The organism is Prosthecobacter gellanilyticus (assembly GCF_007992435.1).
In the GTDB taxonomy this organism is placed as follows: Bacteria; Verrucomicrobiota; Verrucomicrobiia; order Verrucomicrobiales; family Verrucomicrobiaceae; genus Prosthecobacter; species Prosthecobacter gellanilyticus.
Window position 1 is genome coordinate 39633 of record NZ_BKAG01000048.1, and the last position, 20063, is coordinate 59695.

19 protein-coding genes are annotated in these 20063 nt (G+C 61.4%); 13 read left to right on the forward strand and 6 right to left on the reverse strand.

Features of this window, described 5'->3' with window-relative positions:
• Positions 1-25: 25 nt before the first annotated feature.
• Genes BGE01nite_RS23265 through BGE01nite_RS23275 form a run of 3 tightly spaced genes read right to left on the reverse strand, consistent with a single transcriptional unit; the run spans position 26 to position 3101 of the window.
• Positions 26-712, reverse strand: coding sequence for a response regulator transcription factor (locus BGE01nite_RS23265; RefSeq protein ID WP_146854236.1), 687 nt, complete (start codon positions 710-712; stop codon positions 26-28).
• Positions 709-2115: a sensor histidine kinase gene (locus BGE01nite_RS23270; protein WP_146854238.1), complete on the reverse strand. Its 1407-nt coding sequence runs from the start codon at positions 2113-2115 to the stop codon at positions 709-711. The genes BGE01nite_RS23265 and BGE01nite_RS23270 overlap by 4 nt, the downstream gene beginning before the upstream one ends.
• The gene (locus BGE01nite_RS23275) at positions 2112-3101 is read right to left on the reverse strand and encodes an ABC transporter substrate-binding protein (protein ID WP_146854240.1); all 990 of its coding nucleotides are present in this window, start codon (positions 3099-3101) and stop codon (positions 2112-2114) included. Before BGE01nite_RS23275 ends, BGE01nite_RS23270 begins: the two co-directional genes overlap by 4 nt.
• A 413-nt stretch (positions 3102-3514) precedes the next feature.
• Here BGE01nite_RS23275 and tnpA point away from each other — a divergent pair, with 413 nt between their 5' ends.
• Positions 3515-3961, forward strand: coding sequence for an IS200/IS605 family transposase (gene tnpA, locus BGE01nite_RS23280; RefSeq protein ID WP_146854242.1), 447 nt, complete (start codon positions 3515-3517; stop codon positions 3959-3961).
• A 239-nt stretch (positions 3962-4200) separates the two neighbouring features.
• Here tnpA and BGE01nite_RS23285 read toward each other — a convergent pair whose 3' ends face one another.
• Both BGE01nite_RS23285 and BGE01nite_RS23290 read right to left on the reverse strand, forming a co-directional pair.
• The gene (locus tag BGE01nite_RS23285; RefSeq protein ID WP_146854244.1) at positions 4201-6216 is read right to left on the reverse strand and encodes a hybrid sensor histidine kinase/response regulator; all 2016 of its coding nucleotides are present in this window, start codon (positions 6214-6216) and stop codon (positions 4201-4203) included.
• Entirely contained in the window at positions 6213-7007 is a 795-nt protein-coding gene (locus BGE01nite_RS23290) for a hypothetical protein (RefSeq protein WP_146854246.1), read from the reverse strand. Before BGE01nite_RS23290 ends, BGE01nite_RS23285 begins: the two co-directional genes overlap by 4 nt.
• Positions 7008-7753: 746 nt before the next feature.
• On the opposite strand from BGE01nite_RS23290, the gene BGE01nite_RS23295 reads away from it, so the two are divergent.
• The 8 genes from BGE01nite_RS23295 (at position 7754) to BGE01nite_RS23330 (ending at position 15989) form a co-directional block, all read left to right on the forward strand.
• Positions 7754-10213, forward strand: a complete 2460-nt coding sequence (locus BGE01nite_RS23295; RefSeq protein WP_170267004.1) for an LPS-assembly protein LptD — start codon at positions 7754-7756, stop codon at positions 10211-10213.
• 230 nt (positions 10214-10443) lie between these two features.
• On the forward strand, positions 10444-11760 hold the full coding sequence (locus BGE01nite_RS23300) for a UDP-glucose dehydrogenase family protein (RefSeq protein WP_146854250.1): 1317 nt from the start codon (positions 10444-10446) through the stop codon (positions 11758-11760).
• Between the two features lie 30 nt (positions 11761-11790).
• Positions 11791-12240: a hypothetical protein gene (locus BGE01nite_RS23305; RefSeq protein ID WP_146854252.1), complete on the forward strand. Its 450-nt coding sequence runs from the start codon at positions 11791-11793 to the stop codon at positions 12238-12240.
• A gap of 29 nt (positions 12241-12269) precedes the next feature.
• Positions 12270-12704, forward strand: a complete 435-nt coding sequence (locus tag BGE01nite_RS23310; RefSeq protein ID WP_146854254.1) for a hypothetical protein — start codon at positions 12270-12272, stop codon at positions 12702-12704.
• 112 nt (positions 12705-12816) lie between these two features.
• Positions 12817-14055, forward strand: coding sequence for an RsmB/NOP family class I SAM-dependent RNA methyltransferase (locus BGE01nite_RS23315; protein ID WP_146854259.1), 1239 nt, complete (start codon positions 12817-12819; stop codon positions 14053-14055).
• A 183-nt stretch (positions 14056-14238) separates the two neighbouring features.
• On the forward strand, positions 14239-15132 hold the full coding sequence (locus tag BGE01nite_RS23320) for a YceI family protein (RefSeq protein ID WP_146854261.1): 894 nt from the start codon (positions 14239-14241) through the stop codon (positions 15130-15132).
• Between the two features lie 96 nt (positions 15133-15228).
• Positions 15229-15543 carry a hypothetical protein gene (locus tag BGE01nite_RS23325; protein ID WP_146854263.1) on the forward strand — a complete coding sequence of 105 codons (315 nt, stop codon included), beginning with the start codon at positions 15229-15231 and terminating at the stop codon, positions 15541-15543.
• Positions 15544-15560: 17 nt separating this feature from the next.
• On the forward strand, positions 15561-15989 hold the full coding sequence (locus BGE01nite_RS23330; protein WP_146854265.1) for a hypothetical protein: 429 nt from the start codon (positions 15561-15563) through the stop codon (positions 15987-15989).
• Positions 15990-16202: 213 nt separating this feature from the next.
• Here the strand turns inward: BGE01nite_RS23330 and trmB are convergent, their stop codons facing one another.
• A complete protein-coding gene (gene trmB / locus BGE01nite_RS23335) occupies positions 16203-16790 on the reverse strand; it encodes a tRNA (guanosine(46)-N7)-methyltransferase TrmB (RefSeq protein WP_146854267.1) in 588 nt (195 codons plus the stop codon).
• 150 nt (positions 16791-16940) lie between these two features.
• On the opposite strand from trmB, the gene BGE01nite_RS23340 reads away from it, so the two are divergent.
• The 4 genes from BGE01nite_RS23340 to BGE01nite_RS23355 all read left to right on the forward strand — a co-directional run bounded on the left by BGE01nite_RS23340 (position 16941) and on the right by BGE01nite_RS23355 (position 19789).
• Entirely contained in the window at positions 16941-17666 is a 726-nt protein-coding gene (locus tag BGE01nite_RS23340; protein ID WP_218033080.1) for a superoxide dismutase, read from the forward strand.
• A gap of 111 nt (positions 17667-17777) precedes the next feature.
• Positions 17778-18155: a rhodanese-like domain-containing protein gene (locus tag BGE01nite_RS23345; RefSeq protein WP_146854269.1), complete on the forward strand. Its 378-nt coding sequence runs from the start codon at positions 17778-17780 to the stop codon at positions 18153-18155.
• Positions 18156-18551: 396 nt separating this feature from the next.
• Positions 18552-18938 carry a hypothetical protein gene (locus tag BGE01nite_RS23350; protein ID WP_146854271.1) on the forward strand — a complete coding sequence of 129 codons (387 nt, stop codon included), beginning with the start codon at positions 18552-18554 and terminating at the stop codon, positions 18936-18938.
• A gap of 284 nt (positions 18939-19222) precedes the next feature.
• Entirely contained in the window at positions 19223-19789 is a 567-nt protein-coding gene (locus BGE01nite_RS23355) for a dihydrofolate reductase family protein (protein WP_146854273.1), read from the forward strand.
• Positions 19790-20063: the final 274 nt, after the last annotated feature.

The window sequence follows — 20063 nt, forward strand, 5'->3', positions numbered from 1 at the left end:
GCCAGTCTGGAGGTGATGGTTGGGTTCAGCCGCCGCCCAGGCGTTTGCCCTCATGCCAGCGGATGGCACGGCGCACCACGGCAGAGCCGTCTTCCAGCATGAGCTTCGTTTTGATGTTCATCTTGTGCACATCCACCGTCTTCGGGCTGATGCGCAGCTCCTCCGCCACTTCATGCGTGCTTTTGCCTTCACCCAGAAGGCGGAAGACCTCCAGCTCACGGTCCGTGAGCTGGCCAAGCTCGTCATCACCACCAGCGGAAAGGCTGCCACCCGTGGCATAAGCCAGCACGATGTCCGCGGACATGCTCTCACTCACATAAATGCCGCCGCCTCTCACCCGGCGAAAGGCTTTCTCATACTCCGCATGCAGCGCATCCTTCCGCAGGTAACCACGTGCGCCGGCCTTCAGCGCACGATGCGCATACAGCTTCTCATCATGCATGGAGAGCACGATCATCTGCAGCTTCGGATAAAGCGCGTGCGCATCTTTGATGAGCTCGAGCCCGTTGCGATCCGGCAGGGTGATGTCCACCAGCAGCAGGTCCGGCAGATCCTTGGCCAGCATCTCCATGCCCTCGGCCGTGCTGGCCGCCATCCAGGCCCAGGCGAAGTCAGCCGTGGTGGAGACAAAGAGCTTGATGCCTTCCCTCATGAACGTGTGATCCTCCACGATGGCGACACGGCATGAGGGGGAGGACGGCGGGGCATTCATGAGGCTTTGGCAGGAGGTTGGGTGAAGTGAATGTCCGAGAGCCGGGCTTCACACAACGCCAAAGTTCCGGAGCCGCCTTCACGCCGTGCATGAAACTCCAGATGCCCGCCGAGCGCACGCGCACGCTGCCGCAAAAATTGCATGCCCAGCCCCTTGGACGTCTCCACGCCTTTTGCAAAAGGAGCACCGTCGTTCTCCACCTCGATCCTCAGCATCTGCTCCGCCAGCGTCACCCGCGCCTCGATGTGCGTGGGCTTCGCATGCTTCGCGGCATTCACCACCAGCTCCTGGATGATGCGGAACACATGCGTCTGCACCCACACCGCCAGCGGTGCGTCCCCGAGATCCGAGGCGATGTCACAAGGGATGCCATAGGTGCGAGTGATCTGCTCACAAAGCTCGGAGAGAGCCGCGGCCAAGCCTTCCTTCTCCACCCACACAGGGGCGAGACCATGCGAGAAACCGCGCGTGATGGCCGCGGCATCATGCAGCTCGCGCGCCACTTCCTCCGCGAGGTTGGAGTGCGCGGACTCCTCACGCGCCAGCAGACGGCTGAGCACGCCGCTCTTCAACTGCGCCGCCGAGATGCGCTGGCAGACGTCATCATGAATGTCACGGCCGATGCGCCTTCGCTCCGCCTCGGAGGCTTCCATCAAACGCGCCTCCGTCTCGCGCAGCTGCTCCACTGCGGCTGCGAAACCTTGCGCAATAAGCGCGAGCTCATCTTTGCCGGCGGGCGGAGGCACATCCTGCCCGGTCTTGATGGCCTGCGTGTAGTCCAGCACCTCACGCGCACGCCGCGCGATGAGCCAGTCCAGCGTGAGCCAGAGCATGAGGCAGGTGGCGGCCAGCAGGCAGGCGCGGACCAGGGACTCCTGCAGCGCATCCGCGCGGGCTCTTTCCAAGGCGGATGATGAATCATAGGACAGCACCACCACGCCACGGCTGGTCATGCCATAACCTGTGAAGAAGGGAAACACCGCCAGCAGATGCTCACGCGCCGCATCCCACTCCGTGATGCCTTCCATGAGCGCGCGGGACCGTGCCGCAGGCGCGGTGGCAGCGCCCAGCGGCGTGTCTGCCAGCCTCCCCCCCCGCCATTGCAGGCGCGAGGCAAACTGCACCACGTCCGCCTCATCACAGACCAGACCGAGCGAGAGATCCTGCGAGATGGAGGCATAACTCATCTCCAGCTCGGCCACCCGGCGCTGCTCATTGCGAAACAAATACTGCATGACTCCGGAGAGCCGCATGCCGGTCACCTGCGCCTCACGCTCCATGCGCGCCACGCTTCTCTCCACGAGCAGTTGCTCATTGCGTGATTTATCCAGCGCGATGAGCAGCAGGCCGAGCAGCAGCACGCTGAAAGAGATGGTGGCCTTGATGGAATGCCGGGCGCTCATCGCAGCAGTTCCTCCACGATGGAGCTGTCCAGCCACAGATCAGGCAGCGCAGCCTCACGCCGCGTGCGGCCGATGCGGCTGAGCTTCATCAGCTCACTGATGGTCGCGGCCAGCCCCTTCCCCGGTGTCTTTAACAGGGTGAGGTTTTCTTCAAGGCTCAGATGATGCACGCGCGCCATGATGGCCGAGAGCTCCTCCAGCTTCAATTCCTGCCGGCGCAGCACCGCCTCCATGCCCGGGCATGCCTCTGATTTGCGCAGCACCGGCATCATGGCGAAGTGTGCGCGCAGCAGCTCCTTCAAGGCCTCACGCTGCTCCTCCAGGAACGGAGTCTTCACCACCAGCACCCGGTAGATGGGTGTTTTGACAGAGGCGGAATCCTTCAAAACATGTGCTCCGCCTGCGATCATCTTGGTCATCCAGGGTTCGGCAGCCACCACCGCCGAGACGTCTCCACGCGCGAGCACATCCACCATCTCCGGCTGGAGGATCGAGACCGCTTCAATGTCCTCCATCTTCAAATTCGAGCTGCTGAGTCCCTCCGAAAGCAGGTGCTGCCCCGGTCCGCGAAGATCCACGCCGACACGCCTGCCCTTGAGGTCACTGAGCGTGGGGACGTCACCTCGCGCGAGCACCGCATCCGCGCCTTTGGACTCATCCAGCACGGCGACCACGCGGAGGTCTTCATCATTCTCCAGCAAGGTCACCACACTCTCCAGAGACATCACCGCCGCATCCACCACGCCGGTGTCCAGCGTGCTGGAAAGCGCCGAGGGCCAGGTGACCTCCACCCATTGAAACCGGCTGTTCGGCAGCAGCCCGCGCTCACGTGCCAGCAGCAGGGATTCTGAGCCCGCCCACATGCCGATGCCCACGCGCAGCGGCGTGTGCTGGACACTCCGCGGCAGCCACTGGGCCAGCGCGAGCAGGACGATCCCGAGCAGCACAACAAGGCATCGGCCAGGACTCAAGGATCGACGGAGCATTTGCCCTCAATCAATGAGAAAAGCCGGAACGAGGCAAGCATTGATTCGCGCGAAGCAGCGGACTGGAGCGCTTTGTAGAAATATTCAGGTAAAAAATGGAGAGGCTGGCCTAACCAGCAGCGATTTCAGGAGCGGCTTGCGTCTGCGCGTGCACGGCTTTTGATCCTCGAATTTCCAGCCTGCGCACGACAGCGGTGTCGCGCTTGAGCGCTTCTCCTGAGCCTGCCCCAAGGGTTTATGCATCTCGACATCAAGGCTTTTGTCTCGAACCACGGAGTGGTTCCCTCTGAATAGCCAGGGGTGAAGCAAGCGTCAGCGCGCGAAATCCCTGGTAAGTCGCGTTGAAAACACTTTTGAGAACCAACTCCGTAGGAGTTGCCCAATCCTCACGGCATCTTCATTCTCCCCTTCACATGCCAACCTATACTGACATCACTTACCACATCGTCTTCGGCACCAAGAACCGCATTCCTGCCCTGGACAAACCTCGCCGCGACGAGCTCTTCCGTTTCATCTGGGGTGTTGCTGAGGAACGCCACTGCCACGTTTATCGCATCGGAGGTGTCGAGGGCCACCTCCACCTTTTGACTTCTCTGCATCCCACCATCGCACTGGCCAATCTGGTCAAAGAAATCAAGACCGCATCATCGTCTTGGATCAAAGGACAGCATGTGTTTCCCGCTTTCGACTACTGGCAGGAAGGCTACGGGGCCTTCACTCTGTCAGCCGATGCCAGACCAGCCTTGATTGATTATATCAAGGGGCAGGAGCATCATCATGCTAGAGAGAATTATGTGCAGGAACTACAGCGAATGGTCCGCACGGTGGGGCTGGAATGGCAGCCCGATTATCTGCCGTGAAGCAGGATCATTCGCGCATTGGGCAATCCCTACGGGATTGATATTGGGTGATTCGTTATCGTGATACCACCAGGGGTTCCCTCCGGTCACCCCTGGCTATTCATGGGGAACCACTCCGTGGTTCTCCAAGCCTGATGCCTTCGCATCAAGAACCCATTTTTGGTTAAGCTCACGATGCTTCGCGAAGCTTCAGAATGAAAAGCCACCCCGCGAAGACGAGATGGCTGATGCATTCGATGTTAGGCCGCCATCACAGGAGTCGGACCGGAGAGCGGGGCGGAGCCGGGAGGTGTCATCTGGCGGGAAAAGGTGTCCGGCGCATGCGCGGTCTTCACCGCCTTGGCCATGGACTTGCTCAGACCATCCAGCGAGTAAGGCTTCAGCATGATGTCCACCGGCGGGCAGCGGCCTTCACTGAGGATGGTGAACTCATCCGGATCGATGACGAAGCCGGAGCAGACCACGATGGGCACATCATTTCCAGCCGCGCGGAGCTGCTTGAAGGTGTCACGTCCGCTGAGCTTCGGCATGTAGATGTCCAGCAGCAGCGCGTCGATCTTCTCACCACTGCGCAGCACGATGTCGAGCGCCTGCTGGCCGTCGCCGGCCTCCAGCACACGGTAGCCGAGGAAGCTGAGCATGTTCACGGCGATGGCACGCACGGGCGCCTCGTCATCCACCACCAGGATGGTGCCGCGCTGGCCCGCAGATCCGGCCATGGAGCGCGGATCAAAGCTCTGCACATCTTCCTCGATGTTCTCAGGATCTTGGGCGCGCGGCAGAAAGATGCGGAACTCCGTGCCCTGGCCTTCGACGGTGTCAAACTCGATCCAGCCGCCATGCTCGCGCACGATGTCCTGCGCCATGCTGAGGCCGAGACCGGTGCCGCGACCGGCATCCTTGCTGGTGAAGAAAGGCTCGAAGATGCGGTGGCGCATGTCTTCAGGAATGCCGCTGCCATTGTCACGCACAGCGATCATGGCGAACTCAGCGGTGTCACCACCCTGCGGTGAGCGGTGCATGACATTCTCAATGCCGATCTCGATGATGCCTTCGCTGGCCGGGAGGGCATCACGGGCATTGATGCAAAGGTTCAGCACCACCTGCTCCAGCTGCGTGGCATCAGCGAGTGCAAAGGAGGCGTCCATGCCGGCACGGATGCGCACGGTCACACGCGGATCCACGCTGTGACGCAGCAGGCTCTGCACGTCCGCGAGGAGCTTCTTCAGATTGGTGACCTTGCGCAGCTGGCTGCCATTGCCGCGGCGTGAGTAGCCGAGCAGCTGCTTCACCAGATCAGCGGCGCGCTGCGTGGCCTGGTTCGCAGACTGCAGCTTGTCACGCACGTCCGCATTGCCGGAGGTGCCGGGGTTGAGCTCAGCCAGCGTGAGGTTGCCACGGATGGCGGTGAGCATGTTGTTAAAGTCATGGGCGATGCCGCCTGCCAGCTGGCCGATGGTGCCGAGCTTCTGGGATTCACGCAGCTGCTTCTTCAAGCCGCGCACCTCGCTGCAATCACGCACCATCCAGAGACGGCCGATGACGTCTCCCGTCTCTGTCTGCATGGGAGCCGTGCGCACGGAAAACACGCGCTGCTGGGTGTCACGAGTCTCGGCTTCCACCTCGTCACGAAGTTGCGGATTGGCCTCGGTATTGGCGATCCACTGCATCATGCGGTCCTTCTCCATGAAACGGTTGGCGATCGCCTCCATGAGCTGCTTCACACCACGGCCGCTCATCTCTTCCAAAGGCGCGCCGAGGAAGTCATCCAGCTTGGCATTGGAGGCGATGATGCTGCCATTGGCATCTACCACGGCCACACCTTCATCACTGGCGGCAAAGATGCCCTGCAGGGCGGTGAAAGCCTCACGCACCAGGCGCTCGGCATTCAGCAGACGCTGGGAGGTCTGGCTGGCATGTGTCTCGGCCGCGTTCAGGCTCTGGCGATGCTTCGCAAAGAGCATGTTGATGTCACAGCGCAGCTTCCAAAAATCCTGGGGCAGCCAGTCGGAGACTTCCTTGGTGGGCGGCACACCGCGCATGACACTGGCGGTGGCATTCATCACCGCAGCCACGGGCTTCAGGGCCCAGCCGCTGATGAGGTAGCTGCCGAGGAACACCCCGGCGAGCAGCACGAAACCCCAGGAGCTGAAAAACCAGTCCAGGTTATTGCCCATCAGCTTGGCGGCACCCAGGGCAGGCAGCCAGCCGAACAAGATCAGCGGGAGGAGGAGGCGGACACGGAGCGAGTTCATACGGGAGTGGCAGTGAGGACGACGGGAGGTTGAGCGAGGAAACTCTGACGGTCAGTGCCACCCAGGGGTGTCGCCGCGCGGAAAAAGGCGAGGGTGCTGAGAGATGACATCATCTGCTTCTGGGAGGCGGTCATGAAGCGCTCCACAGCTGCGGACAGGTGTGTCTCCATCCAGGAGCTGATCAGGCTCTCCACCTCCGACCGCGATGGGCCGGCCGCAGGCACCACCACCGGCGGAGCCGGAATCAGGGGCGCGGTTTGGATTCGGGAAAGCTGGGCCTCCAGGCCGTCCAGGCGGTCTTTCAGGGCGCTCACCCCCATCACAGCGCCGAAGAGGTCGTTTTTGACCTGCTCGATCTCGTCCTGCAGCTCCTGCCGCGCGGGATCGGGCTGGAGAGGCTGGGGCTCGGGAAGCGGGGCGGGCTCGGGAACTTTCACCCGCTCCACGGCATGAAAGACGGAAGGAGCAGAGGCTGGGGAAGCCGGGACTGAGGCGGCCACGATGGCTTCCTGAAAGCCTTTGGCCACCATGGACTCCGGCGTGGTCGCAGGAAAGGGCGAGGTAATGGGAGGTCGGCGGCTGAAAGGAGGTGCCTCCTTCTCGCATTGATTCACCACCATGGCGGCCAGGCCTTTGTGAAAGACCTGCCGCTCTGGCAAAACACTGACTGTCTCTCCCTGCTCGGCGAGGGACGGCGCCTGGGTAGGCAAAACGAGTGTGGCGGCACTCACCCAGTCTCCCACAGGGCCCGAAACCTCTTTGGAGACGGCTGGAGCAGGTGCCTCAGGCACGGCGTTCGTGGGGAACGGGCTCGGCGGAGGAGAGCTTTCTTCTTGATAATCAGGCGTCTGAACTGTCGGCGTCACTTCGGCAACCGCCTCGGAACGGGGCGCCGAGGAGCGTTTAGAACTGAAGAAAGAGAAGGCCAGCGGCATGGTGTTTGTCAGAATTATGTGAAATTGCCATATTTTTTATAAACTGTAAAGCAGGAAAGTTAGTTTTACCAAATTATCCTGCTTCCTGTAATCTGCACGGGAGTCTATATCTTCACCCAAGGGCCTGGAAACCTAGGCACGCTAGGTGAATAGGGCAGGCTTTCAGAGGGAAGGCATTCATTATTCTTAACTGACGAGACAGGACTAGAGAGCGCCGCGGATTTCCAAACCCACCCATGACCTTCACATCATCCCTGCCAGCCCTGTCAGTCCAGGGGTGGACACAGACGCAGAAAGCCTTCGTCTACTACGTATGCCCCAGGAACGACGATTCAGGTAAATGACGCTGTGTGGAGGGCGCTGACGGTGATTTCAGCAGGGGGCCGTTCAGGCAGATCCGCCCGCCCGCCGAATCTCCCCTCATGTTTTCATCCAAAGCCAGCCCGTCAAATGGCCGCGCACCAGGGCCGGAGGCGGCAATTTTCCCGTCGTTTTTCTTGTCACTGGATGCGGGGTGGCCTATGAAGAAAACTGTATTTCTTGAGGAGGCTCCCGCATCTGCATGCACTCCTCCGAAGCGGCATCACCCACTCCCTGGAACCATGAGTTTTTTCCGTTCGTTTGCTGCCCTGGCGCTGGCCGGTGTCCTCTGCGCCCCTGCTGCCCACGGGCAGGGCTTCCTGGATTCCTTGTCCAGTGACCTGAACATCGAAGGCCTGGAAACCACCTACGACCCCACCACGGGTCTGGCCATCGCCAAAGGTGACGTGCACATCAGCTATGCTGACGTGCAGATCCGTGCCGGTCAGGCCAGTTACAATGCCACAACGGGGGAGGTCATCGCCCGGGAAAACGTGGTGATCTGGAGAGCCGGCGCCACTTACAAAGGGGACAACATCATCTACAACACGAACACCGGTGAGATCACCGGTGACGCCGTGCGCAGCAGCCTGCCGATGGAGATCGGCAATCTCTTCTACGAGACGGACCGCTTCACCAGCGAGACAAAGATCGTCCAGAAAGTGGAGGGTGGAGAGACCTTCATCACCACGCACGATTCGGAAGACCCAAACTTCCGCATGCGCGCCCGCAGCCTTACCATCAAGCCCGGTGACCGTGTCGTCCTTCGTGGCGTGACCATCCTGGCTGGAAACACCCCGGTCTTCTGGCTGCCCTATCTCTCCCAGCCGCTGGAGGAGGAGGTCGGCTACCGCTTCAACGTCGGCCAGCAGAGCCGCTGGGGCGCCTTCATGCTGAACCAGTACAATGTGATCCATGGTGACCACACCATGGGCCGCTACCACCTGGACCTGCGCTCCGCCCGCGGCGTGGCCGTGGGGGTGGACTGGCTCTCCATGCGCTACAAGAAGAACTGGACCAACTTCTCCGGCCTGAAGCTTTACTACCTCAACGACAGTGATCCGGACAAAAACAAGTCCAGCATCCCGCGCGGCCCCGTGCCAGAAAACCGCTACCGCGTGAACTTCCAGCACCGCATCTACCTCCCCGGCCCGGAGAAGAGCACCTGGTATGTGGACTTCGACATCAACAAGATCAGCGACCAGCACTTCTACGAGGACTTCTTCTTCAATGACTTCCGTGAGACCCCGGAGCCGGACAACCAGATCTCCCTCGTCCACACCGCGCCCTCCTACATCGCCACGCTCATGACCCGCTTCCAGGCGAACGACTTCTACACCGTCGGTGAGAAGCTGCCTGAACTGGCGATCGACTGGACCCGCCGCCCGCTCTGGAACACCGGGCTCTTTCACCAGGGGACCTTGTCCGCAGGCTACTACCGCGAAGGCGCGTCTGAGGCCAGCATCCGCGCGCAGGACCAGCTCAAGGACGCTGTCTCGGTCCTGGGCCTGAACTATGTGGGCACCCCTGACCAGAATGAGTTCATCCGTGGGCTGCTCGGCCTGGATCCAGGCACGGTGGTGGGTGTGCCTGAGGCAAACCGTGTGGCGGCCCTCGCACGGCGCGGATATGGCTTCCCTGAGTTCGCCCGCTTCCACACCTACCATGAGCTTCTTTACCCGAAGACCTTTGGCGGCTGGCTGAATGTGGTCCCGCGTGTGGGAGCCGGCGTGACCCACTACTCCGGCATCAGCGGCACGCGCACGGGGACGCCCTTCGGCACTCCGGACACGGACGGCACCGAGACAAAGTTCATCTTCCACGCAGGTGTGGACGTGTCCTTCAAGCTCACCAAGACCTGGTCGGACTATCAGAGCGAAACCCTGGGCCTGGACGGCCTGCGCCACGTCTTCCAGCCCTATGTGAATGTCTCCTATCTGGATGCCAGCCAGCCCGAGGGCTTCCCCAGCATCGACCGCCTCTCGGCGACGACGCGGCCGCGCCCGATCGATGTGCCGCTCTACTCCGCCGTGGATGATCTTCGCTCCTGGGGCATCACCCGCGTGGGCTTGAAGAACTTCCTCCAGACCCGCCGTGACTACACCGGTGAAGGCAATGGCCGTTTCTCCTCCGCCACGGACGAGGCCGTCCAGACCTACAACTTCGCCGGCATGAACACCTATGTGGATATCTTCTCCAAGGATCCGGAGTTCAACCGCAGCATCTCGAACCTCTACAACGAACTCTTCTTCCGCCCTGTGCCGTGGGTGAACCTCTGGATGGACATGCAGATCCCCATCGGCAACGACGACGGCAACTTCACCGAGTTCAACCAGGGCGTGACCCTCATGCCGACGAACTACCTGTCCTTCACCCTGGGGCACCAGCTCATCAATAACAACCCCTACTTCCAGGACTCGAACCTCCTCTTCTCCCGCGTCTACACACGCTTCAATGACAACTGGGGCTTCACCATGAACCACGTCTTTGAAGGTGATGACGGCACCATGGAGTTCCAGAGTTACAGCATCACCCGTGACCTCACGAGCTGGATCGTCTCGGTCGGTGGCATGATGCGTAACAACCGCGGCGGCCAGGTGGACAGCGGCATCATGCTCTCCCTCACCCTGAAGGATTTCCCGAACCTCACCATCCCGCTGGACATCGACCCGAACCCCTCGGGCCGCGGTGGGAACCAGTAGAGAGAAGGCCTCTTCATCTCTGTCTTCGAAGGACAGAAACGACACACAGGACAGAAAGGACCTCGGATTCGAGGTCCTTTTTGTTGTTTCAGTCCTTTCGGCCCTTCGCCATCACTCCAGAGCCGCATCCGCCCCCACGGCGGTGTCACACTTTTCTCGAATATATTATTTCCAGGGGCGCAGTCCCGGCCTTTGGTTCCGGTTCACATCCCTTTGTCACTTTCTCCCTCATGAAGCTCACCATCATCGGTTCTGGTTACGTCGGACTCACCACAGGCGCCTGCTTTGCAGAAGTAGGGCACCATGTCGTCTGCGTGGACAATGATCCGCGCAAGGTCGAGACCCTGCTCGCCGGCCAGATCCCCATCTATGAACCCGGTCTGGAATCCCTGGTGAAAAAGAACGTGGCCGCGAAGCGCCTGCGCTTCACCACCAGCACGGAGGAAGGCGTGGACCATGGCGAGGTGCTCTTCATCGCCGTGCCCACACCTCCGCAGGCAGACGGCAGCGTGGACCTTAGCTTCATCGAGAAGGTGGCCCGTGAGATCTCCCAGTTCCTGGACAGCTACCGCGTGATCGTGGACAAGAGCACCGTGCCCGTGAAGACCGGTGAGCGTGTCGCGCAGACCATCCGCCGCTATGCCAAGCCCGGCGTGGAGTTTGATGTCGTCAGCAATCCCGAGTTCCTGCGTGAAGGCAGCGCCGTGGCAGACCTCATGAAGCCGGACCGCATCGTCATTGGTGGGAACACGGACCGCGCCATCGCGCTGATGCAGAAGGTGTATGAGCCCTTCGCCGCGCCGGTGCTCGTCACAGACATCAACAGCGCCGAGCTCATCAAGCACGCCGCGAACAGCTTCCTTGCCCTCAAAATTAGTTATGCCAACGCCCTCTCCGAAATCTGCGAGGCCAGCGGTGCGGACGTCATCAAGGTGGCGGAAGGCATCGGCGCGGACAAGCGCATCGGCCGCGAGTTCCTGAACGCGGGCCTCGGCTACGGCGGCTCCTGCTTCCCGAAAGACATCGCCGCCTTCATCGCCATCGCCGACCAGATGGGCACGCCCTTCACCCTCCTCAAGGAAGTGCAGCGCATCAACCAGCGCCAGATCGACCGCTTCATCGATGGCATCCGCGAAGCCCTCTGGGTGCTGAAGGACAAAAAGCTCGCCGTCTGGGGTCTCGCCTTCAAGCCGAACACGGATGACGTGCGCTCCTCCGTGGCCATCAGCGTGGTCGAAAAACTCGTCTCCGAAGGTGCTGACGTCACCGTCTACGACCCCAAGGCCATGGACAAGGCCAAGGAGCTTGCCTTCGCCTCCAAGGTCAAGTTTGCCACCAGCCCGCTGGAAGCCGCCGCCGGTGCCGAGGCCCTCATCATCGCCACCGAGTGGCCCGAGTTCGCCTCCGTGGACCTCAGCGAGCTGCGCACCACCATGCGCGCCCCCATGATCTTTGACGGCCGCAACCTCATCGACCCCGTCGCCGCCGCCGACTTCGGCTTCCAATACCGCGGCATCGGCCGAGGCGTGGTGGAGACGAGGGCTTGAAGCGAACAGCTTGCTAGAGCACCTCGCCTCATGAAAAGCCACAAAGCAAAGGACGAGTTTGAGAAGCTGCTGTTCGCGCAGGACGATCACGCTTTCCCACTCGTCATGGTTAATACCATGCTCCGTTTCTACAACTCTGTCCGGGTCGATGACTGTATCCTGGAGAATGAAGGAGACATGCTGTTGTTCCAGTGGGGAACCTATGATTGGGGCCAGGGGCGCTGGTTTAGGCTCAATATCACAAGACAGATCATTCCCCAGCATGCTGAGGATGACGATGATGAGATCTTCCAGCTCTCGGCCACAGCCAAGTTTCACCCGAGCGCTGAGCTCGATGCTCTGGGCTTCGGTAACCAATGGTGCAGTTCACTTGACGAACTCGCAGACTTCTTCGCTTTCATTGCCACAACAGCGGCCATCCAGCGACTTCACACAGAACCCTGCGCCGAAGTGGAAATTGAATACTCCTGCGCAGGATAGACCTGCGTTCGGGTTACCTTTGTCCATCCATGACAGAAACCATCCTCAAACGTGTCCTTCTGGCCGTGCTGGTCGTGGTCTTGCCGCTCGGCTTTCAAAGCGCGACAAGCTATGAGACCACCGCCGCCCGGGAGTATGTGACCTGGTTTGGAATGCGCCTCACCCCCTACAAGGTCACGGAGAACGACCTGTCCCTGTGGCTCAAAAACACCGTCGGCCACCACCCGGCGACCGACGAGTGGACACAGACCACCCTCGGGGTGTGGTGGTTTCCTGGGAAGATTGGGACACCGCCAGGGAACTGGCTCTTAGGGAGGCACCTGCATGACTGCTATGTCGCCGCCAGATCAGACACCGAGAGGCAGAAGATCCTGGGATTTGCACGCCAGCTCGTGGAGGCAAAGTCCCCTTATGAGAAGTCCCTGGTCAATGAGCGCTGGAATGTGGCTTTGCCAGAGCTCTGAGGCCGACTCAACCCCTGCCCGAACTCCACCTTGCCCCAAAGCTGTTCTGTGGCATGTTACCGGCTCCCCCTGTCTCCGCACCTTGGGCTCCGGCCCCTCCCCCTGACCGCTTGTGAACGTCCGTCGCCTTTCCGTTGAAGTCCTTGAATCCTGGCAGAAAACGCCGCGCTATGCCGCTGATCTGCTGGATGACAAAACCCGCCAGGCCACCCTCTCCGGGCCGAACGCCGCGTTTCTGCATGACATCGTGCTGACCACGCTGCGGAACCTGACCATGCTGGATCATTGGGTGGATCACCTGACCAACGGACGCCACCTGGACCACCGCACCCGCTGGGTGCTGCGCATCGGCCTCTGCCAGCTCATGCTGCTCGGCGTGCCCTCCCATGCCGCGGTGAATGAGACCGTGGCCACCGCAGGACGTGCCTCCGGATTGGTGAATGCCGTGCTGCGCCGCGCTGGCCGCGAGATGAACACCCTCCTGGCCCAGCGCAAGGATCTGCCCCTCGCCGTGGCCTATTCCCAGCCGGAGTATCTGATCCGCCGCTGGATCAAGATCATGGGCAAGGCCAAGACCGAGGCCCTCTGCCAGTGGAACCAGGAACCTGCGGAGACCCACATCCGCCTGAACCGCCTGCATGACGAGGCCGAGGCCCGCCTCTCCAAAATCACCGGCCTGACCGCGCATGCCACGGAGGAGGACTTCTTCCTCGTCAATCCCGTCCCGCGTGAAGCCCTGAAGTCCGGCATCTGCTACGCCCAGGACCCCAGCACCTCCATCGCCCCGAAAATGCTCGGTGCACGCCCCGGTGAAACCGTGCTGGACGCCTGCGCCGCCCCTGGCGGCAAGACCGCCCTCATCGCCCAGATGATGGTGGGAGAAGGCAAGCTCATCGCCTGCGACAGCTCCCCTGCCCGTCTGAACCGCCTGCGTGAAAACCTGACCCGCCTGCGCGTGCACCATGCCCAGGTCATGCAGCATGATTTCCTCAGCAGTGACGCACCACCCTTTGGTGACCTGCTTTTCGATCGCATCCTGCTCGACGTGCCCTGCTCGAACACCGGCGTCATGCGCCGCCGTATCGATGTCCGCTGGCGTCTCAACGAGCCCGAGTTTGCCGAGCTGGCCCAAACCCAGCGCGGCATCGCCGAAAGCGCCCTTCGTTATCTCAAGCCCGGCGGCAGCCTCGTGTACAGCACCTGCAGCATCGACCCCGAGGAAAATCAGCAGCTCGTCAAAGCCCTCATGGCCGCGCATCCCGAGCTGGAGATGGCCGAAAGCCGCCTCGTCTTCCCGCCCAAAGACCAGATGGACGGCGCCTACGCCGCGCGCCTGGTGAAAAAAGCCTAACCAAGAGTTTCGAGAGCCTCGACCGCGTCCCTTGAGTCCGAAGCCTTGGCGAAGGACTCTCCGCATCTCCGCATCTCCGCATCTCCGTGTCTCCGTGTCTCCGTGTCTCCGTGTCTCCGCGTCTCTCCCCCCCTCCATTTCCCCATCACCCCCTCCCCGTGCCGCACGTAATGCCTGGGCACCATGAAGCTCATCTCCCCTGCCGACCTCCACGCCGCTGCCTCTCAAGCCCACATCCTGGACGTCCGGCTCGCGGATGACTTCGAGTGCTGCCACATCCCCGGGGCGGCGAACAACTGCGTGTATGAGGTGGCCTTCCATGAGCGCCTGAAGGACTCCTCCACCGCTTCACCGTCCTTCATCTGCCTCTACGGCCAGTCAGAGGCCAGCCATGAGGCCCCCATGGCCGCGGAAAAGCTGAAGCGCGCCGGGTTTGCGGATGTGCGCCTGCTTCAGGGCGGCCTCGATGCCTGGAAAAAAGCCGACCTCCCCGTGGAAGGAAAAGGCGGGCAGCAGCCCCAGCCCCTCCCGCCGCACGGTCGCAAGGAGATCGACCTCCAGGAAAGCCGGCTCGAGTGGACGGGACGCAATCTGCTGAACAAACATTGCGGCAAGATCTCCCTCAAATCCGGCCACCTGGACTTCGATCACGGCCTCGTCACCGGCGGTGAAGTCCTGATCGACATGACCGCCATCACCTGTGATGACCTGCAGGGAAATCCGCTGCATGACGTGCTCATCCACCACCTGCGCAGTGATGATTTCTTCGACACCGACCTGCATCCCGAGGCCCGCATCACCATTCGCGAGGCCAAGCCCACCGATGGCGGCACCCCCGGCTCCCCCAACCTGCAGGTCAAGGCCGACCTCACCCTCAAAGGCATCACTGCCCCTGTGGAGTTCACCGCCAGCGCTGGCATTGATGACCAGGGCCGCCCCGCCGCCCAGGCCGCCTTCGCCATCGACCGCACCCGCTGGCACGTGCTCTACGGCTCCGGCAGGTTCTTCGCCCGTCTGGCCGGGCACCTCGTGAATGACCTCATCGAGCTCCAGATCCGGCTGGTGTGCAAAACCTAGTCAAACCCGCGGAGTTCAACCATACGGGAAACACCCCAAAGGTGCCCCCGGAGGTTTATGCTTGCCAGAACACGCACTTTTTGAGACGACTTTGAAATGAGCGCCACCAAGCCAGCCCCATTGACCGTTTTCAGCCTGAAAGAAGGCGTCGTCGAAAGTTCCGCCGACCAGACCCTCGTCGATGCCTTTGCGGCTGACTTCCAGGGCCTCCGTCACTACGGCAACAAAATCGGCGAATCCCTGGACCTCGGCTCCCCATGGACCGGCCTGATCCAGGAGGACGACCTCAGCGTGGCCTATGCGTATTTCGGCGAAGGCACCAGCCCCAACGACCCTGGCGCGGGCGCCCTCATCGGCAAAAAGACCCTGCTCTATGAGCTGCTGACCAAGGTCACCACCCAGCCGAACTAACTTTCCGACCACCGACCATGCCTGCCAACATCACCCCTTCCCTTCGTTCGGCCATGGAGCGCCTCCGCAATGGCGGCGCCGTGAACGGTCTCCTGCTCGGCTGGCGCCGGCACATCCTCATCAACTCCCTGCCGTATGAGGAGTTCCGCGGGGAGAAACTGCTCCACGCCGTCCATGACATGCGGAACCACTTCAGCAGTGGCGGAGACCGCACCGCGCACACCTACTGGTTCGGCTTTGAGACCTGCCACGCCCTCGTCATTTTCCAGGGTGAATGCGTCCTCGTCATCCTGCACACCCGCGCTGAGGAGGGAGACTTCCTCCGCCGCAGCGGCCAGACCTTCCTGGAAGACAGCCAGCTCCTCATCGAGGAACTCCTGAACCCCTCCGAACGCGGCCCCGAAAACATCGAGGACCAGGAGACGAACCTCATCAGCCGGTCATAACTGACTGGATGCCGGGCCGAAGTCTCGCTGCCCCATGCATTGGCAGCCCGACATCGAATCACTCGGTATTGCGAGCCGGAGGATCGCTGGCCGGTAGCCGGTGGTGAAGCAAGCGAAGCTTGCGAGAACCACCGGTAAAACGCACAACGCCCCATGGGTTCAGGCCCGCGTCCCGGAGGGACGCTGGAAGCTCCGCCATCTCCCCAAACCCGCTCACTTCCGCCGCCAGCGCGCGCGGTTCATGCTGCGGCCCATGGCCAGCCAGTGCGCCTCAAAATCCGTGGTCGGGTAAAAGAAGGCATCCTCCGGCCAGTCCAGCCGCTCAAACTCCGGCCGCGCCGCCAGGCTGACCTGCGCGTCTTCAAAATAGACCGCGTCATCCGTCTTCAGCAGGAACTCACCGCCCGGCATCAGCACACGCGCCAGACCGTTGAGGAACTCATCCTGGTTCACCAGCCGGCGGGGAAAGTGCTTCTTCTTCGGCCATGGGTCCGGGCACAGTAGATGCAGGCGCGAGACACTCGCCGTGGGCAGCAGCCAGCCCGTGCTGTAGCCGCTCTCCAGCCGCAGCACCTTGGCATTCGTCAGCCCGCCGTTCCGGATCTTGCGCATGGTCTTGTGCACACGGCCCAGCATCCTTTCCAAGCCCAGGAAATCACGCTCCGGATGCTGCTTTGCCATGCCAAAAAGGAAGGTGCCGTCCCCACAGCCCAGCTCCACCTCCAGAGGGCGGGAGGCATCAGGGAAGATCTCATCACGGCGGAGCTCGCGGAAATAGTCAGGAGGAACAAACAGGGGCATGGGCGCGCTTCCTTTAGGCAGGATTCACCAGAATCCAGGATGAAATGTGCCTCGGGTCTCCCGCGTCTGAGCAAAAGCCGTGACTTTTTTCTCCGTGATTCGTATTTCTGATCTCAGCTCAGCCCCATCCACCTCCGTTCCGTCCCCACCATGAACCGCCGCACCTTCATCACCACCGCCAGCACCGCTGCCGCCGCCACCCTCATCAGCACGCCCTCCCAGGCCGCGCTGGCCAGCATCGGCATGGAGCAGGCACCCCTGCCCTACCCGCCTGAGGCCCTCGAGCCGCACATCGATGCCGTCACCATGGGCATCCACCACGGCAAGCACCACGTGGCCTACATCACCAAGCTGGGAGATGCCCTGAAGGCCTCCAATCTCAAGGCAGACAACGTCATCGACCTCATCACCGATCTCTCCAAGGCCCCCGCCGATCAGCAGATGGCCATCCGCAACAACGGCGGCGGCCACGTGAACCACACCTGGTTCTGGAAGTGGATGGCCCCCGCTGGCAGCGGCCCGAAAGGCCCTGAAGGCAAGCTGGGCGAGGCCATCCAGAGCACCTTTGGCAGCATTGACGACTTCAAGAAACTCTTTGGCGAAGCCGGCACCAAGCGCTTCGGCTCCGGCTGGGCCTGGCTCATCGTGAAGCCAGATGGCAAGCTCGCCGTCACCTCCACCCCGAACCAGGACAACCCGCTCATGAAGGGCATCGTCGCAGACGCTGATCTCGGCACCCCCATCCTCGGTCTCGATGTCTGGGAGCACGCCTACTACCTCAAGTATCAGAACAAGCGCCCCGACTACATCGCCGCCTGGTGGAACGTGGTGAACTGGGCTGAAGTGGCCAAGGGCTACGAAGGCGCCAAGGCCTGATCCGCATCGTCGATCAGCATTCACATTCAGGGGCGGCCAAGAGTGATCTTGCCGCCCCTTTTTTCATCTCCGCCACTCCGCCACCACCTAACCATTGATACGTCAATCCCCATGAAACACCTCCTCCTCACCCTGCTCTCCCTCCTTCCTGCCGTCCTCTTCGCTGTGGACAAAGTCGCCCATGTCGAGGCAGATGAAGCCGCCAAGCTCATCGCCGATGGCAAGGTCACCGTCGTCGATGTCCGCACCGCGGAAGAGTTCAAGGAAGGCCACATCAAGGGCGCGAAGAACATCGACGTCACCGAGAACGACTTCGCTCAAAAGCTCGGCGAGCTCGACAAATCCAAGCCCGTGCTCGTCCACTGCCAGGCCGGCGGTCGCAGCACCCGCAGCCTGCTCTCCTTTGAGAAACTCGGCTTCACCCAGGTCTACCACCTCGATGGCGGCTTCAATGGCTGGACCAAGGCCGGGAAACCGTTGGAGAAGTGAAAAGTTCCTGAAGAAAGGACATTTGACTCGTCACGGAGATCTCGGGTTTGCAGGGCCAACGGCCCGGAACTCCTTAGCCCAGGGCAACGCCCTGGGATTACAAATCCCAGGCCTCATCTGTGAATCAGAGCGCCGAAGGTGCGATACTCGACTCCTCGGGTTCACTCGCCGACATTGCCCGAGGAGTCGAGCATCGGCCTTTCAGGCCTCCTCACGACGAGATCGTCACTCCTCGACCTTCCCCAGGGCGTTGCCCTGGGCTGAGGAGTATCGCCTCTTTGAGGCTCCAATCAGTTTTTGCTAGGCGGCGCGATGTCTAAACTAAGAAACCATCAAATGCTGGTGGATTGAGGGTCCATCCTTGGTCATTGGTTCCTGGTTATTGGACATTCCCTCATGAGCTTCAACGATCCCAGCTTCCTCCTGAACAACCGCCGCACGGCCAACGAGCGTGAGGCGGACAAGCTCGAGTGGGAATACCGCCAGCTGCAGGCGCGCTCCTACTATCGCTGGGCCACCGCTCTCGTTGTGCTCACCCTGATCTACATCGCCCTGCCGCTCGGTCTTGAGCAGTGGCACTGGCATGTCGTCATCGGCTCCGGCGTCCTCATCACCATCCTCGCCATCATGATGATGGTGAAAGGCGCCCTGCAGAATGCCATCATCAGCCTCGTCTTCGCCGCGGTGATCCTGCCCGGCTGGGTCAAAGTCTATCCAAAAGTGCTTCAAGTCGCCGGTGACCAGATCAACGTCATCGTCAAAGAGTGGAAGCGCATCCTCTAAAGCATGCCGCCCACGCTGGAGTCTGTGAACGACGCTTCACGTCGAAGTCGCGAAGCGTCCTGGAGTGCGCCAGTCCTCTAGTCCTCTGGCGCTTTCCGACGAAGTGAGTGATCTGCCCTTCGCAAAGGACGAAGTGACCTCGGCCAACCTTCGCACATGCACTGCGCGAAGGCTCTTGTTAGGCCTTCGAGAGTTCCGGAGGACCGGCGCACTCCAGGACGCTGCCGCGAAGCCCTGAAGGCCACCTGTTTGCGAGGCCTGTCGTCATGTGCAAAGCTCCATCCATGAAAACCCAGTTCTACACCGCCACCAGCCTGGACGGCTTCATCGCAACGGAGAACGACTCCCTCGAGTGGCTCTTCCCGCTCGGTGATCTGAATGCCTCCAGCTATCCCGCCTTCATCGCCGAGGTCGGCGCGCTGGCCATGGGCGCCACCACCTATGAATGGATGCTGCGCAATGCCGATCAGGTCATGGCCGAAGCAGGCTCACCCTGGCCCTACACCCAGCCCACGTGGATCTTCACGCATCGCCAGCTGCCTTTGATCGAAGGCGCGGACATCCGTTTCGTGCAGGGAGATGTGACCAGCGTCCATGCCGACATGCGCGCCGCCGCTGGAGACAAAAACATCTGGATCGTCGGCGGCGGAGACCTCGCCGGCCAGTTCCATGATGCCGGCCTTCTGGATGAACTCATCCTCCAGGTCGGCTCCGTCACGCTGGGAAAAGGCAGGCCTCTCTTTCCACGCCGCGTGCTGACTCCCGTCCTGCAGCTCCAATCCGTCCGCCAGATGGGCACGACGATGGTGGAGCTGAGGTATGACATCATAAAAGTGAGCGCAACAGCCTAACCATCAATACAGAATATCGCGGCAGCGACATGGACTGCGGCAGCCTGCTGCCGCTTTGGTGTTTGGCAGCCCAGCTGCCGAGAGAAGAGCCTCAATTAAACTCCCGACATTTCTGTGTTGGCGACGGCCAGCAGGGCTGGCCTGGAGAAAGCGGCAGCAGGGCTCTGAGCTTTACCCATAAGTATGACCAGGAGGACGGTTGGTCGTCCCTGATAAAGCAGGTCGACACCCGAGGGTGCCGCAGGCCGTAGCGTCCAAGGAGCGCGGACTGAAG